Genomic DNA, 15,802 nt, shown 5'->3' with positions numbered 1-15,802 from the left:
TTGCCCATGGAAAAGCCCGCTGTTTGTAGGCGAGGCGCGAGTCACTCTGTAGCGTGAATGCCATGGCCGCGGTTTCTGGTTGGCGGCTTTTCGCCTATGCTTCAGGCCATGTACATGCCACCCCAGTTCAAAGGCGACCGTGCGAAAGCCATGGCGCTTATCCAGGAACATCCGTTTGCCAGCCTGATCAGCGTGGACGAAGCGGGCCTGCCTTATGTCACCCACCTGCCGCTGCACCTGGAAGAGCGTGACGACCAGCTGGTGCTGCTGGGCCATGTGGCCAAACCCAATCCGCACTGGCGCCATCTGCAGGCGCGTCCGCAAGCCGTTGCTACCTTTTTGGGTCCCCATGCCTATTTGTCGCCCAAGGTCTACCCCGACCTGGCGCGTGTACCGACATGGAATTACCTTGCCGTGCACTGCACAGTGAAAGCAATGCTGGTAGAAGACCCCGTGGCCAAAGATCGCCTGCTCAAAAAGCTGATCGGCGACCACGAACCGCCCTATGCCGATCAGTGGCGCGCCTTGGGTGAGGAGTTTGCCCGCAAGATGCTCGGGGGTATCGTCGGCTTCGAACTGGAGGTCACCGACCTGCAATGCAAGGTCAAGATCAACCAGCACCGGCCTGAATCCCATGCTGCCATGAAGGCGGTATACGCGGCCGGCAATGAAAACGAACGCGGCCTGGCCAGCTGGATGGACCGTCTGGGCATGGCAGGCGCAGATAAGACGTCACTGGAGGGCTGACATGCGCGCTATTTTCAGCATCGTGGGTTTGCTGGTGGTGCTGACCATGGTAGGAATCCTGGTCAAAAAGCAGCTGGGCAGCCAGATGGTGACGGCACCGCCTGCGGCCGGCATGCCTGCTGCTTCTGCAGCTGCAACGCCTCAAATGCAAAGCCAGCAGGCTCAACAGCAAGTCAAGCAGGCGGTGGAGGCGGCCATACAGGCCCGTCCCATGCCGGCGGATGACAATTAATCTTTGATGAAAACAGGCTCCAGCCCAAACATTTCATTGGCTTTTAGCTATAAAAAAAATAGCAAAAATGAGTGATGCCGCCTTCATGCAACAGGCCCTGGCCGAAGCCCGCGCGGCCGCTGCCGCCGGCGAGGTGCCTGTTGGCGCCGTGGTTGTTCGGCGCGGCAAAGTCATTGCCAGCGGCCGTAATGCATCGGTAGACGGCCACGACCCGACCGCCCACGCCGAGATTGTGGCCCTGCGCGCAGCAGCACAGACGCTGGGCAATTACCGGCTCGACGACTGCGAGCTTTTTGTCACGCTGGAACCCTGCGCCATGTGCAGCGGTGCCATGCTGCACGCGCGGCTCAAGCGGGTGATATTTGGCGCCGCCGATCCCAAGACCGGGGCGGCCGGCTCGGTGATCAACCTGTTTGCCGAGTCCCGGCTGAACCACCAGACCCATCTGCAGGGCGGGGTGCTGGCTTCGGAATGCAGCGCCCTGCTGCAGGGGTTCTTTCGCCGGCGCAGGGACGAACAGCGCGAAGCGTCACGGCTGGCCCATCCGCTGCGTGACGATGCACTACGCACGCCCGACGCTGCGTTTGATGCTCTGCCTGGCTATCCCTGGCCGCCTCACTATGTGAGCGATCTGCCGGCGTTGCAGGGGCTGCGCATGCATTACCTTGACGAAGGCGAGGGCGGTAACAAAGGTGAAAGAAGTAGCCTGACCTTTCTGTGCCTGCACGGCAACCCGGCCTGGAGTTACCTTTACCGCAAGATGATCCCGCCGCTGCTCCGGGCCGGTCATCGTGTTGTTGCCCCAGACATGATCGGGTTTGGTAAAAGCGACAAGCCCAAGAAAGACAGCTTTCACGGCTTTAACGCCCATCGCCAGATGCTGCTCGACTTGGTGGAAAAACTGGACCTGCAGAACGTCGTGTTGGTGGTGCAGGACTGGGGCGGCCTGCTGGGCCTGACGATGCCGATGGCCGCACGGCATCGCTACAAAGGCCTGCTGGTGATGAATACCATGTTGGGGACTGGGGATGTGCCCTTGCCGGCAGGCTTTGTGGCCTGGCGTGAGATGTGCGCCAAGAACCCTGAGTTTGATGTGGCACGCCTTTTTGCCCGCGGCAACCCGCAAATGCCCGCCGCAGAGTGTGCGGCCTACAACGCGCCGTTCCCGGACAAAGGCCACCGCGCCGCGTTGCGCGCTTTTCCGCCCATGGTGCCGGATTCAGCCGATGCGGACGGCGCCGCCATTTCACGCCAGGCGCGGGCCTTCTGGCAACATGAGTGGACTGGCAGGACGCTGATGGTGGTGGGCGTGCAAGACCCGGTCCTGGGCGTGCCGGTGATGCAGGAATTGCGGACCCTTATCCGCAATTGCGGCGAGCCTATTCTGCTGCCTGAGGCCGGCCACTTTGTGCAGGAGCACGGTGAGCCGATTGCGCAGGAAGCCTTGCGTTTTTTCAGCCCGGCAGCCTGAAGACCGGCAAGTGCCAGCCCAGGAAGATGGCGCTCAACCTCAGCGCCGCCACCGCCACCAGCCCCGCGCCGAATGCCCATGAGGATTTCAGGCCCAGCGCCTTGAGCGTCAGGTACAGCACAATTCCGGCAATCGCTGCGCTGGCATAGATGTCCTGGCGCAGCAGCAGAGGGATCTGGTTGCTGCAGATGTCGCGCATCACGCCGCCGGCCACGCCGGTCATTGTGCCCATCAGGACCACGATGACGGGTGACAGCCGCGCCGCCTCAGCCAGCTGCGCCCCTGACAGGGCAAACAAGGCCAGCCCGAGGGCATCGGCCACCAGCAAGGCTTGCGCCGGAATCTGCAGGAATTGCACATAAAGCACAGTCCCCAGCGCCGCCGCGCAGATCACCAGCAGGTAAACCGGGTTGGACATCCAGAACACGGGGTGCCGATTCATCAGCAGGTCCCGCAGCGTGCCTCCACCGACGGCCGTCAGCGATGCCAGAACCAGCACGCCCAGCAAATCGAGCTGCAGGCGTCCTGCCGCAAGTGCGCCGCTCACTGAAAAAACGGCTACGCCGAGGAGGTCAAGCAGGTAAAGAAGCATGGTTACCGCGTTTATACCTGCCGCCAGACGTACCAGGAACAGGCGTAGCCTGCGGCGGGATGGGATACTTGCACCCGTGAAAAAACATATCTATATTTACTCCCCCTCCAGCGCGGTGCGCGACAAGGCCGCTTTCAAGCGCGGCGTCAAGCGCCTTGAGGCCCAGGGCCATGAAGTTGAGGTCGACGCCGACGCGTTGGCGCAGCATCAGCGTTTTGCCGGCGACGACGAAACCCGGCTCGCCGCCATTCACCGTGCGGCTGCCAGCGCCGCCGACATTGCCCTGATCTCACGCGGCGGCTACGGCCTTACCCGCATCCTGCCCAAGATCAACTACAAGGCAGTGGCCAAAGCTGCCGCCGCAGGCACACGTTTTGTGGGCTTGAGCGACTTCACGGCTTTCCAGATGGCTTTGCTGGCCAAAACCGGGGCCAAGACCTGGGCAGGCCCCTCGCTGGACGACTTCGGCGCGAAGGCTCCGGACGACATCATGGAAGCCTGTTTTGACGACCTGGTCACGGGACAGGGCGAAGGCACCGGCTGGCAAATACCCAAGTCTGCTATGAATTTAATAGCTTCGTCCGCCCACAATAAGAGGGCTGGAGCCGGATTTACTGTCAAAGATGCAGTGTTGTGGGGTGGAAATCTGGCCATCCTGTCTGCGCTGGTGGGAACACCTTATCTGCCGGCAGTCAAGGGCGGCATCCTGTTCATTGAGGATGTTGGCGAGCACCCTTATCGCGTAGAGCGCATGCTCACGCAACTGCTGCAAGCCGGCATTCTGGCCCAGCAGAAGGCGATCATCTTCGGCCAGTTCACCAATTACAAGCTGGCGCCGAATGACAAGGGCTTCAAGCTGGACACCGTCATTGCCTGGCTTCAAGGACAGGTGAAGGCACGGGTGTTGACCGGCCTTCCGTTTGGCCACGTACCGACCAAGGTTCTGCTGCCTGTGGGCTGCAGAACCACCCTGGTGGTGGAAGACCGGGACGCCTTCCTGCTGTGGGGCCACCAGCATTAACTGCCGCTAGATCCGGGCTCGGCTGAAATCGGGCGCCGGCCACCGCGTATCGCAAAAAAAAACCAGCACGAAGCTGGTTTAAGAATAGCCTTGGAGGCCAGGAAGAAAACGGAAAAAACAGGCAAAAACTGGAAATGAAATATCAGGTTGTGAGGGGGCTCGACCGGGAACTGAGACCGCGCGGCAGCATACCTTTGAACCTGTCGCTGATACGGCTTACTTTTTCACGGGCAACGGTTTCGCCATGCATGGCAGCCAGCACAGCCATGATGTCTCCGCGGGTGTACCACAGGCCCTGTATATCTTGGGCGTACCGCACGCGGCGCGTAATTTTGGGATAGTGCTTTTCGCCGAAATCACCCAGTTCGTCGAGGATGAACTGGCGGATTTCCTCGGTGCGGTCTTCCAGAATTGAAGGTGTGACCTCTCCGGAGCCCAGCAACGCCATGAAACTGCTTTTCAGATTCGGTTTTAACCAGCGCATGTGTTTCACAACTTTCTACCGGGCTTTCGTGGAATATGGTTTCACGTTCACGTGGAACGGTTGGTTCTGTTAGATTAAGACTGAGGCGGTTCATTTGCAAGACGTTTTGTGTGAAATGGTTAACGTAAAACAACAAATGAATCAAGGAGTTAGTAACCGGATGTCAAGTTGATTCTGGAATTGAACAGTGTTTAAATCTTTAGACTTACATTAAGTTTCAGTCGCAGACGAAATCAATTTCCTTCCTCCACCCCATCTTTCAGCCAGGCCACGCTCCGACATGAACACCCAAATGACTGCATATCCCGCACACTACATCAATGGACAGTGGGTCAAGGCCCAGTCTTCAGAAACCCTTCCCGTCCATGATTCCAGCACCGAAGAGGTGATGGCGACAGTGCCATCCGGGACGGTCGGGGAGGCGGAGGCGGCTGTATTGGCTGCCAGGGCGGCGTTTGAAGGGTGGTCTGCATTGCCGGTCGAGACGCGCGCTGCTTACCTCGACAAAATAGCCGCCGGCATCAAGGCCCGTACAGAAGACCTCGCGATGGCCATTGCGCGCGAGGTGGGCATGCCCCTGAAGATGGCGCGCGCCGTCCAGGTGGGTGGACCCGCGTGGCATTGGGGGAATTTTGCCAAGGTAGCCCGCCAGTTTGAATGGGAAAAGCAGGTCGGCAACTCGCTGGTGGTGCGCGAGGCGATAGGCGTGGTGGGATGCATTACGCCGTGGAACTTCCCGCTTAGCCAGATTACGTTGAAGATTGCGCCCGCGATGGCGGCTGGTTGTACCGTGGTGCTCAAGCCCAGTGAAATAGCCCCCGTCAACGCCATGATCCTGGCCGAAATCATTCATGAAGCGGGCGTGCCGCCTGGCGTGTTCAACCTGGTCAACGGTGTCGGCCCCGTAGTAGGGGAAGTGCTGGCAACACATCCGGAAGTGGACATGCTGAGCTTTACCGGCTCTACCCGTGCTGGCAAACGCGTGAGCGAGCTTGCCAGCCAGTCGGTCAAGCGGGTGGCGCTTGAGCTCGGCGGCAAATCGGCCAGCGTCATTCTGGACGATGCCAATCTGGAAGCTGCGGTTAAAGGCACCGTATCGGCCTGTATGCTAAATAGTGGCCAGACCTGTTCGGCCCATACCCGCATGCTGGTGCCGGTCGGACGCTATGAAGAAGCCAGGGCGCTGGCGCAAGCTGCTGTCGCCAGGTTCACTATTGGCCCCAGCCTGGAGGAAACCAGCAAGCTCGGACCGCTGGTCAGCGCCGCTCAGCGTGACCGTGTCCTGGGGTTCATCCGCACTGGCATTGAGGAAGGTGCGGATGTAATTGCCGGTGGTGCCGAGGCCCCTGACTTTGGTAAAGGTTACTTTGTACAGCCCACCATCCTGGGGATCAAGGCAACGGACGCGCTGGCGCAGGAAGAGGTTTTCGGCCCGGTTCTGGTTGTGATCCCGTACAAGGATGAGGACGAAGCCGTGGCGATTGCCAACAGCACCATTTACGGTCTTGGCGGCGCTGTGTGGGCCGGCACGGACGAACGTGCCATGAAAGTGGCGCGCCGCTTGCGCACGGGGCAGGTGGACATCAATGGCGGGCCTTTTAATGGGCAGGCACCGTTTGGCGGTTACAAGCAATCGGGTAACGGCCGTGAAAACGGTGTTTATGGTTTTGAAGAGTTTCTCGAATTCAAGGCCATGCAGTTAAAGCCCAATCCGGCTTGAGCATACTCAAAGGGCGACGGCGCCAAAAAAACATTTAGATACAACATGACCCTCAATCTGTAATTTCAGTTGGGCGTAATGATGCTTATGTTGTAATCAAGGCAGGATAGCTACAAGCAGTTACATAGACCGTATGGCAGAAGTCACCGTCGTTTTTGCCGATCTCACCGGAAGCACCGGGGTTTTTGAATCGCTGGGCAATGCCAAGGCAACGCAGGCCATCACACGTTTGACGCAATGGATAGGCAAGGTCAGCGTGGCATATCGCGGCCATGTTGTGAAATACCTGGGCGACGGGGTGCTGGTGGTGTTTCCAGACAATGCGGACGCCGTTGACGCTGTAACCGAGCTGCAGCGGGTTCACCGCGACCGGATCCGGAACTGGCCAGAACATCTCAAGATGCGATTGCAACTGGGTGTGGCGCGTGGAGAAATTGTCGAGCAGGACGGTGACTGCTTTGGTGATGCCGTCAACGTGGCCTCACGCTTGAGTGACCTGTCGGGCCCGGACCAGATCCTCGCGACAGAAGCCGTTATTGAGAAGCTACCCGCCGACACACTCGTACGCTCCCGAAATCTTGGCGCCATGGATATTCGTGGCCGCACCGAAGCCTGCCTGGTCCACCGTATTGAATGGCAGGCAGAGGTCATGACCGAATCCTTTACCGTACCCTCCAGTTTGACGGCGCACACGGCCCCGCAGCCCTTGGCTCTGGCGTCGATAGAGTTGTCCTGGCTGGACATCAACACAGAGTTTTCCTCGGGCGAGTTGCCGATTTTTCTGGGGCGCGACCACGACGCCCAGTTTATGGTGAAGGACCCGCGTGTTTCCCGCAGGCACGCCAGGATTGAGTGGCGCGCCGGCAAGTTTTACCTCGAAGATGTCAGCAGTTACGGCACCTGGGTGCGGTTTTCCGACAGTGCCGCTGTGGTGGCCTTGCGCCGGCAAGAATGCGTGTTGCTGCAGGAAGGTGAAATCGCCCTCGGGGCACCCTTTGAAGACTTCACGGTGCCTACGGTCAGTTTCAAGTTTGCCGACGGCAAAGTCCATCTTCAAACAAAATAACGTCAGGCTGGCTCGGGCCGATTCAGCCTGACCCAACTTGCCCGGCTGCCCATTTCATGGGCATTCATTGGCCGCACTATTCAATCACCTGATAGGACACGATGCTGGTCTGGTTCAAACGGATTTCTGCGGTGCTGCTGCTGTTGCTGCTGATCGCCGCAACTGCGGCGGGTTTCTATATTTACCGCACCTTCCCGGCACTGGATGGTGAGCTCCGGGTTGCGGGTTTGCGCGGCCCTGTATCCGTTGCGCGTGACGCGGCAGATGTCACCCACATCAAGGCCCAGTCGCCCCGCGACACCTGGTTTGCCCTCGGTTATGTTCATGCACAGGAGCGTGGCTGGCAGCTGGAGTTCAACCGGCGTGTCATGCACGGCGAACTGTCCGAGGTGTTTGGCCCGGCCACGCTGGAGACCGACAAGTTGCTGCGTACCCTGGGTGTTGTGCGGGCCGCTGAGCGCCAATGGCAGAACCTGCCGGCCGAGGGGCGCGATGCCATGCAGGCCTACAGCGACGGCATCAATGCTTTTTATGAGGGATCTTCGCAGGCGCTGCCGCCTGAGTTCCATATCGTGGGCGTCAAACCTGGAGGCGTTTCCGGCAAGGCCTGGTCTCCCGTGGACAGTGTTGCATGGTCGCTCATGATGGCGCTGGACCTGGGGGGCAACTGGGGCACCGAGTTCGCGCGCCTGTCAGCGGCCCGGCTACTGAAGCCTGCGGAACTCCAGCAGTTGTTCCCACCTTATCCGGGCGAACAACCTGCCTCAAAAGTAGACCTCGCCAAGCTGTACGCGGGTTTAGGTGTGTACCGGGCCGATCTCCCGGATGCTACAAAAAAGATAGCTAATAACGCCCATAAATCAGGGGCTGGGTGGCTATTCGACGATGAAAGTCTGCCCCTGCACATGGCTTCGCTGGCTTCCGGCATCAACGACTGGGCTTTGGCGCTTGGTGACGTAGAGGGAAAGGGCTCCAATAACTGGGTCGTTGCGGGTTCCCGCACCAGCACCGGCAAGCCCCTGCTTGCCAACGATCCGCATCTGGGGCTGTCGGCACCGGCGATCTGGTATTTTGCGCGGTTACAGGCCCCCGCAGACAAGATGGCCGGAAACGCAGGCACGCCGGCGCTGGATGTGATCGGCGCGACATTGCCCGGTCTGCCGTTTGTCGTGATGGGGCATACCGGGAAGGTGGCCTGGGGGTTCACCAATACCGCCCCGGATGTTCAGGATTTGTATCTCGAGCAGATCAATCCCGCCAACGCGCAGCAGTACCGCATACCCGGCACCGGTGGTGCAAATGCCGAGATGGCTTGGGAGGATTTCAAGGTCCGCAGCGAAACCATCAGGGTAAAAGGGCAGCCCGACGTGGTGCTGAACGTGCGTGAAAGCCGCCACGGCCCTGTTCTCAGCGATGTGCAGAAGTCGCATGCAGACCTGCTCGATATCCGCAAATATGTGGTCGCGCTGCGTTGGAGCGCATTGGACGCCGATAATCAGACCGTGCTGGCAGGCCTGCGTGCCAATCGAGCACAGTCTGTGCAGGAGTTGATTGCAGCTTTTGCGGCCTACCACTCACCGATGCAGAACGTTGTGACCGCGGATGTCTTTGGCCGTACCGGCTTCAAGGCTGTCGGCAAGGTACCGCTGCGAAAACCCGATAACGACATACTCGGGACCGCGCCATCTCCCGGATGGGAGTCGCGGTACGAATGGGCCGGCTGGGTGCCTTATGCCCAGACGCCCGAGGCTGCCAGTTCTGCGATTGAGGCCAAAGGCTGGTTATCTACGGCAAACCAGCGCATTACCCCGGCTGACTATCCCTTTTTTATAGGGCAGGACTGGACCGTACCCTACCGCTACAACCGCATCGAGCAATTGCTGGCTGCAACGCCCAGCCACACCATGGAGTCCATGCAGAAAATACAAGGCGACCAGCTCTCAGCGGCCACGGTGCGGCTTCTGCCTTTCCTGCAAAAAACGCTGTCACAGCCTTCCGGTCATGCGCTGGCAGAAGCGGTACGCCGCAAAATGGAAGGATTTGACGGGACCATGCGCGCCGACCACGCGGCACCACTGGTGTTTGCGGCCTGGGCAGACGAATTGACGCGGGGCATCGTCGGCGCAAAGCTGGGCGAGCCTGCGTTCAAGGCCATCTATGGCAAGCGCCATTTCAGGAGCGCGCTGGAAGATATCCTGGAGCGTAACGATACAGCGTGGTGCGGTGCGGCCGGTTGCGCGGCCCCGTCTGCCGCCGCAGTGGACCGTGCGCTGGATCGCCTGCAGACAGCGTATGGCAAAGACGTGGAGACATGGACCTGGGGCAGGGCGCACCCGGCGCTGTCGATCCACAAACCATTTGGCAATGTTCCCTGGCTTGCCAGATTTTTCGATGTCCGTGTTCCCACTGGCGGCGACATTTTTACGGTCAACGTTGGCCAATACTGGGATGCGGGTGACGCCATGCCCTTTGCCAACCGGCAGGCCGCCTCGCTGCGCGCCATATACGACCTTGCAGACCTGGAAAATTCACGTTTTATTTACCAGACAGGACAGAGCGGCCTGGTGTTTTCCGGGCGCTATCGCGATATGAAAGACCACTGGGCGGCGGTGCAGCACCGGCCTTTGCAGATGAATCCGCCGGCCTTTGTGCACCGGCTTGCATTGCAGCCCTGAAGCGCCTGGGGTTGTCTCCGGCGTTATTACGCCGGAATGGCGTCGACATTCAACCGGTCCCAATGGCGGTGCATGGCAATAGCCGCCATGAAATCCTGCGATACCTGACCATCGGACACTTTGCGCGCATCGGCAATGATTACCCCCAATGTAGGCACGCTGAGCGTATCCGGATCTTTACCCAAACTGAAGCCCAAAGTGCTCAACAGCTGGACACCCTCATTGAGGGCACAAATTGTCTTGCAATGCTTATAGGCTTCCAGCACAAAATGAACGGCTTCGCCCATAGCGCCCAGAATGGACGCACTTTCGTTTCCCCCAGGAATCAGCACTGCATCAAACATCACGGAGGGCATGTTGGTGAAGGTATGGTCCACAGCCAGCTGCCGGCCCGAGGATGTGTTGATGGTGCCAAGATGCGGTGCAACGAGCTTGCACTGGGCGCCGGCTTCTACCAGGTCCTGCTGGAGGCGCTTGAGAGCAGCGGCCTCGACGCCGTCAGCCACGAGGATCGCCACCTTGCGTGTTTTGACATTGCCACCGGTGCGGCCCACCATGCGCAGTGCCGGGTCTTCTTCTACTTTGCTGGTTATTCGGTGATCACGAAAACCCAGCCTGCCGGCAGCGGCCTTGGGGTCGGGAGGCTTGATGCCCAGTGGCGTTGCAACGCGAGTTGCCAGCTTCAGATCCACATGTGCGAGGTTGTCCACGATCCGCTGGCGGATTTCGGGGACCTCCACCTTTGACAGCTCAAACCGGAAAGCCGCAACGATGTGGTCTTTTTCTACTGCGCTCTGGCTGTTCCAGAAAAGGGCGGCTTGGGAGAAGTGGTCGTCAAACGACGGGCTGCGGCGGCGTATTTTCGGCGGCTCCAGCAGCTCAGGGTAAGACTGAAAACCTTGCGCCCCCCCATCCACCCTGAACTCGGCCCCACTGCCTAACGTGTTGGGCTCGTAGGCGACCCGTCCCTTGCTGATGGTTTGGCGGTGCATGCCGTCCCGCTGGAAATTGTGCATGGGACAGACGGGCCGGTTGATCGGGATCTCATGGAAGTTGGCGCCACCCAGGCGCGATAGTTGAGTGTCTGTGTATGAGAAAAGCCGGCCCTGCAACAACGGGTCGCTGGAAAAATCGATGCCCGGCACCAGGTGCCCGGGGTGAAAGGCTACCTGTTCGGTTTCGGCAAAGAAGTTGTCCGGATTGCGGTTGAGCACCATCTTGCCGATAAGTTGCACCGGCACCTGCGCCTCAGGAATCAGCTTGGTTGGATCGAGGATGTCGAACCCCAGCTCCTCCTCCTTGCCTTCGTCCACGATCTGCACGCCCAACTCCCACTCAGGAAAGTTGCCACTTTCAATCGCCTCCCACAGGTCGCGCCTGTGAAAGTCGGGGTCCTTGCCGGCGATCTTTTGTGCTTCGTCCCACGCCAGCCCATGCACCCCCAGCTTGGGTTTCCAGTGGAATTTCACAAAAAAAACGCCACCGCGCGCATTGATGAAGCGAAAGGCGTGCACACCAAACCCTTCCATCATGCGAAGACTGCGCGGGATGGCCCGGTCTGACATCGCCCACATCAGCATATGTGTGGACTCAGGCATCAGCGAAGCAAAATCCCAGAAGGTGTCATGGGCGCTGGCTGCCTGGGGCATTTCATGATGCGGCTCAGGCTTGACAGCATGGATCAGGTCCGGGAACTTGATGGCATCCTGGATAAAAAAAACAGGAATGTTGTTGCCAACCAAGTCGTAATTGCCTTCCGAGGTATAGAACTTCACGGCGAATCCGCGCACGTCGCGCACTGTGTCCGCCGAGCCTCTGGAGCCGGCCACGGTGGAAAAGCGCACGAATACGGGTGTTTCCACATCCGGATCCTGGAGGAAAGCTGCACTGGTGTACTGCACCATGGATTTGTAGGGCTTGAAATATCCGTGTGCGCCAGAACCGCGCGCATGCACGGCGCGCTCCGGAATACGCTCATGATCAAAGTGCGTGATTTTCTCGCGGAGGATGAAATCCTCCAGCAAAGTAGGACCACGTACGCCGGCTTTGAGAGAGTTGTGGTTGTCCGGGATCTGCAGGCCCTGGTTTGTCGTCAGCACCGGGACGCCGCCCGCGGTAAAGCTTTCGAGCTGGGTCTTTTTATCTTTGGCGCCGTCCGTGTTCCGGTGAAAGTTGGCAGTGTTGCGCTTGGAGGGCGGCATGAACATCCTTGTAAAAAAGAAACTCCGCCTGGGGCCTGGTGCCTACAGGCGGATGCAAGACGAAAGGGACGCGGCCATCAGGTACCGCGGGCTCCGCGCGACGGTCAGTTGTCGAGCAAGCCTTCCAGCACTTTGACGGAAGCCAACAAGCCCAGCGCAGCGACCGTGCCGGCCAGACACCAAGCCATGAATTCCTGCAGGACTTCGGCGATGCTGTCCGGTAAGGCCATGGAAACCAGGAACAGGCCGGTTGCACAGACCAGCACCGTCAGGAAAACGTGGAGCAGGTCAATATCGCGCGGACGGGCGTGGACTCGCCAGGCGGTTAGCAGCGCCGCGGCCATGCCTGTCAAAAGTCCAGCCATCAGCTTCATGGTGGTGGTTTCCTGTGGTTGATGAATCGTGGTCAGTGGTGCATGGACAATACGGGCCCGCGGCCGCATGGGTAGTAGCCGGATGCCGGTGGGGCTTGTAAGGGCTTTCCGCTCCTCGCGTAAGACACCGCTTACCGCCTGCACAGAGACTGGGGCTGGCGGAAATCTGTTCTGGCTACTCGATCTGAGGACTTTTCGCCGGGCACCATGCCGCCACTGGCCTTTTCTCCTACAAGGTCACGCTCGTCCCTCCGGCATAAAGACATGGGCGGAGTGCGTAAATTGACTGCATGAAAACCGGCACGAGCCCAGATTCCTTTTTTCCCTTGACGCCCCTTACTCATTGCTTGCCCTTGTTGCGGATTGGTACTTCACCATGAAAATGCGAACCTACCTCGTGGAGGACAACCCCACCATCCGCGAAAACCTGATCAGCACCCTGGAAGAGCTGGCGCCTGTGGAGTCGGTCGGTACCTGCGAAACCGAAGATGAGGGCGCCGAATGGCTGACCCGCCATGAAGCCCAATGGGACCTGGCTATCGTCGACCTGTTCCTCAAGCAAGGCAGCGGCCTCAGGATCCTGGAAGCCTGTCGCGAGCGCAAGTCCTCCCAGAAAATTGTGGTTTTCAGCAACTACGCCACACGTGAGATGCGCATGCGTTGCGCTGAATTGGGCGTGGACGCTGTGTTCGACAAGTCCACAGAAATTGATTGCCTGCTGGCTTATTGCTGCACCCAAAGCCGAAAGCTGGAGGTCGCCGCCAATGACGACTCCAGGGGGGAAGCACTGCAGTCGGCCTGACGGGAAGACAGCACCACCGGGTCCAGACCATGAATATGCCAACAGCTCGCCCTGCCGGTACGGCGGAGGACTTGCCGGCCTATGCCAGGTCAAGGCGGTTGGACGAGGACGTTTTCCAGACGGCGGAGGAGGCTGTATTGGCGGAGGGGTTGGGCAATACAGCCGCGTTGCCGCCCATAGATTCAACGGCCAATGTTCGCGCAAGCGGCCGCCGTAGCTTGCCACTTACCCATGCCATCGGGGCGCACGTAGCAGCCCGGCCGTGCCAGGCGGCCCTGCTGGCCGCGGCCGCAGGCGCATTGGCCATGCTCGTAGTTCGCTCGCAGTTGCGCGGCCGGTTCCGGGCACTGCATTTCTTCCGGCGGAGATGACGCCGGAGCGGGCGGCAGCCCTCTGAATCAGGAAAGCTTATGACCACGCATCTTCATGTTCCCCAGCCACCACCCGGAACGCCGGGTATTCATATTCCGCAGGAAGTGCCACCGTTGATCGTGCCGCCCGAGCCCGGTACGCCACCGGAAGTTACCGACCCGCCACCGCCCGAGCCTACGCTTCCTGTTCGCGAACCCGGCACGAATGTGCCACCGCAAGCCATCCTGCGGTAACCAGGTCTCACGGCACTTCGGCTCAGGATGACGCTTGCTGCCGCTGGTACTCCGCGCGCTTCATGGTCATGTAGCTTTCTTTGTTCACCTCATGGAGCTGGCGATGGTATTGCTCCGTCGCATCGAACCAGTGCTGCAGGCGGGCCTCAAGTTGCTGCATCGGCGGCTTGTCAAGTGAAGCGAGATAGGCTTCTATGGCCAGGTAGTAACGCATGGTGTTGCGCTCCACCGCGCCGCGCATGCCGTCGACATAAGCAGGGGCGGCGCCGCGTCGCACCTGCGTGAAACCAACCTTGCCGCTGCCGGCCGTCGCCAGGTAACCCTGCATGGCCAGGCGGCCCGCGACACCGTAGCCGTAGGAATAACGCAGGTGCATGAAAGTCTTGCCATCGGCAAGCGGCGTCGCGTGCAGCTCGATGCGGTAATTGTGGGTGCCCAATGGGCCCTTGTCCGCCTTTAGCTGCGCCGCCAGGTAATCGTGCGAGCTGGCGGCCAGCCGATAGCTGAACTGAAGCGAAAAGGCGTCCTGCAGTTGCTGAGCGGTTTTTTTGCCGATGTTCACATTCAGCACGCTCGGACTCTCATCCGTGCTCGCCTGGCAGTATTTGGTGTTGATGTGCAGGATCAGCATGTCGCACCAGCGCCTGGGGTTTTTGAAAGCGCCGCTGACCGCGGCAAAAGGCGAATTCAGCACGGCGTAGGCATTGCCGGTCACGGCATTTTCGCCTTCCGATGATTCCAGGAATAGTGGCCTGCGGTAGGCGTTCTGCGCAAGCTGCCCGGCCAGCGCCGCGTGTTTTTCGAGCAGGGCTGGTGCGCCGGATTCCGCACCTGCGGTGGGAGCCTGCTGCGCCTGGACCGTCACCGCGAAAGAGGCGGCGCAAATTACGAAGCCGCATGGCAGGGCAAGGCGCCCAAGACGTCGAAGAAGAGGGTTCATGGTCCCAGTTTGCCAGCGCACACAAGGCGTTCCGCGCATACGCTCCTTCGTCCTACATGCAATCGCCGCAAGCGTGAAGCGGCTGAAAGCGCGGGACGCTCAGGCTTGCACCATCTCCACCAGCGTCTGCGGATCGGTTGAAACAGAGGCTTCGAATAGCAGGGTGATCCGGTTCTCTTCGCGAGTCAGGCGCACCGATTCCTGCTGGGCCAAGGCTTGCACATCGTGCCACTCCAGCCTGCGGTAAGGCAATTTTTCTGCGACGCGCGCAACTTCGGGTACATCGAGTGTCTTCAATTCGAGCCTTAATAAAAGAATGCCGTCAGCGAACCCGGCCCCTAGAAGCACCTTGCCCGGCAAGGCGGCCGCATCAGTGAGGCTTATGAGCGCGGCAGTCAGGACATTGCGAAGCGCCGACTGGGGTATTTGCACCGAAGGGCCACCGGTGTTGTCGACCACCGAGAACCCTCTGAATGAGAGCTGCGTCATCACCATGTCCAGGCATTCTGCGATGCCGGTGTCGGCGCTGACCAGGCGGCTTTCCTTGGGTGCGAGCCAGCTCATCAAGTCCACGCAGGATGCGGCCGCTTCTTTTGACAACGCAATGATGTCGCGTGTATTTTTCAGCAGCGTCTCCGGGTCTGAATCCGCTTTTTGCAAGCGCCGCTCCAGCATCGCCGCCACCATGGCAATCGGCTGAAGCGTTCCTGCGAGGTTATGGCGTATCACGGGGGCCAACCGCCGCAGAAGCGCGTAGTTCGCCGCTTCCACTTCGCTTTTTTCCAATCCGGTTACCTGTTCTGCCGTGCTGCTGGATTGACTGCTCATGGTGCTGCCGCCGATGGAGATTTGACAAAACTGCAGGGAAATCT

Annotated in this window: 15 protein-coding genes; 9 read left to right on the top strand and 6 right to left on the bottom strand. The window is 59.8% G+C overall.

All coding sequences use genetic code 11. The features are described 5' to 3' along the window. The first annotated feature begins 108 nt into the window (after window positions 1-108). From ACQ4MS_RS20080 to tadA, 3 genes are all read left to right on the top strand, one after another. Window positions 109-747, top strand: a complete 639-nt coding sequence (locus ACQ4MS_RS20080; RefSeq protein WP_431096455.1) for an FMN-binding negative transcriptional regulator — start codon at window positions 109-111, stop codon at window positions 745-747. A gap of 1 nt (window position 748) precedes the next feature. Further along, a complete protein-coding gene (locus ACQ4MS_RS20075; protein WP_431096453.1) occupies window positions 749-979 on the top strand; it encodes a hypothetical protein in 231 nt (76 codons plus the stop codon). A 67-nt stretch (window positions 980-1,046) separates the two neighbouring features. Continuing rightward, on the top strand, window positions 1,047-2,450 hold the full coding sequence (tadA, locus tag ACQ4MS_RS20070; protein WP_431096452.1) for a tRNA adenosine(34) deaminase TadA: 1,404 nt from the start codon (window positions 1,047-1,049) through the stop codon (window positions 2,448-2,450). Here tadA and ACQ4MS_RS20065 read toward each other — a convergent pair. Then, window positions 2,434-3,042, bottom strand: a complete 609-nt coding sequence (locus ACQ4MS_RS20065; RefSeq protein WP_431096450.1) for a trimeric intracellular cation channel family protein — start codon at window positions 3,040-3,042, stop codon at window positions 2,434-2,436. The genes tadA and ACQ4MS_RS20065 overlap by 17 nt on opposite strands. A 76-nt stretch (window positions 3,043-3,118) precedes the next feature. On the opposite strand from ACQ4MS_RS20065, the gene ACQ4MS_RS20060 reads away from it, so the two are divergent. Next, entirely contained in the window at window positions 3,119-4,063 is a 945-nt protein-coding gene (locus ACQ4MS_RS20060) for an LD-carboxypeptidase (RefSeq protein ID WP_431096448.1), read from the top strand. 142 nt (window positions 4,064-4,205) lie between these two features. Here the strand turns inward: ACQ4MS_RS20060 and ACQ4MS_RS20055 are convergent, their stop codons facing one another. Then, entirely contained in the window at window positions 4,206-4,547 is a 342-nt protein-coding gene (locus ACQ4MS_RS20055) for a hypothetical protein (protein ID WP_431099633.1), read from the bottom strand. A 292-nt stretch (window positions 4,548-4,839) separates the two neighbouring features. Here ACQ4MS_RS20055 and ACQ4MS_RS20050 point away from each other — a divergent pair, with 292 nt between their 5' ends. From ACQ4MS_RS20050 to ACQ4MS_RS20040, 3 genes are all read left to right on the top strand, one after another. Beyond that, a complete protein-coding gene (locus ACQ4MS_RS20050) occupies window positions 4,840-6,267 on the top strand; it encodes an aldehyde dehydrogenase family protein (protein WP_431096447.1) in 1,428 nt (475 codons plus the stop codon). 133 nt (window positions 6,268-6,400) lie between these two features. Then, entirely contained in the window at window positions 6,401-7,333 is a 933-nt protein-coding gene (locus ACQ4MS_RS20045; protein WP_431096446.1) for an FHA domain-containing protein, read from the top strand. 101 nt (window positions 7,334-7,434) lie between these two features. Then, window positions 7,435-10,008: a penicillin acylase family protein gene (locus ACQ4MS_RS20040; protein ID WP_431096444.1), complete on the top strand. Its 2,574-nt coding sequence runs from the start codon at window positions 7,435-7,437 to the stop codon at window positions 10,006-10,008. A 26-nt stretch (window positions 10,009-10,034) separates the two neighbouring features. Here ACQ4MS_RS20040 and ACQ4MS_RS20035 read toward each other — a convergent pair whose 3' ends face one another. Together ACQ4MS_RS20035 and ACQ4MS_RS20030 are read right to left on the bottom strand one after the other, a co-directional pair. Further along, window positions 10,035-12,209 carry a catalase gene (locus tag ACQ4MS_RS20035; protein WP_431096442.1) on the bottom strand — a complete coding sequence of 725 codons (2,175 nt, stop codon included), beginning with the start codon at window positions 12,207-12,209 and terminating at the stop codon, window positions 10,035-10,037. A 104-nt stretch (window positions 12,210-12,313) separates the two neighbouring features. Next, the gene (locus ACQ4MS_RS20030; protein ID WP_431096441.1) at window positions 12,314-12,583 is read right to left on the bottom strand and encodes a hypothetical protein; all 270 of its coding nucleotides are present in this window, start codon (window positions 12,581-12,583) and stop codon (window positions 12,314-12,316) included. Window positions 12,584-12,959: 376 nt separating this feature from the next. Here ACQ4MS_RS20030 and ACQ4MS_RS20025 point away from each other — a divergent pair, with 376 nt between their 5' ends. Continuing rightward, window positions 12,960-13,385 carry a response regulator gene (locus ACQ4MS_RS20025; protein ID WP_431096439.1) on the top strand — a complete coding sequence of 142 codons (426 nt, stop codon included), beginning with the start codon at window positions 12,960-12,962 and terminating at the stop codon, window positions 13,383-13,385. A gap of 410 nt (window positions 13,386-13,795) precedes the next feature. Next, the gene (locus ACQ4MS_RS20020; protein WP_431096438.1) at window positions 13,796-13,990 is read left to right on the top strand and encodes a hypothetical protein; all 195 of its coding nucleotides are present in this window, start codon (window positions 13,796-13,798) and stop codon (window positions 13,988-13,990) included. A gap of 22 nt (window positions 13,991-14,012) precedes the next feature. Here ACQ4MS_RS20020 and ACQ4MS_RS20015 read toward each other — a convergent pair whose 3' ends face one another. Then, window positions 14,013-14,930, bottom strand: coding sequence for a hypothetical protein (locus ACQ4MS_RS20015; RefSeq protein ID WP_431096436.1), 918 nt, complete (start codon window positions 14,928-14,930; stop codon window positions 14,013-14,015). 99 nt (window positions 14,931-15,029) lie between these two features. Then, window positions 15,030-15,758, bottom strand: a complete 729-nt coding sequence (locus tag ACQ4MS_RS20010) for a hypothetical protein (RefSeq protein ID WP_431096434.1) — start codon at window positions 15,756-15,758, stop codon at window positions 15,030-15,032. Window positions 15,759-15,802 lie beyond the last annotated feature (44 nt).

It is taken from the genome of Polaromonas aquatica (assembly GCF_050626995.1).
Taxonomy (GTDB): Bacteria; Pseudomonadota; Gammaproteobacteria; order Burkholderiales; family Burkholderiaceae_C; genus Polaromonas; species Polaromonas aquatica_A.
Note: the sequence above shows the minus strand (reverse complement) of the source record. Positions and strands in the feature narration are given on the sequence as shown.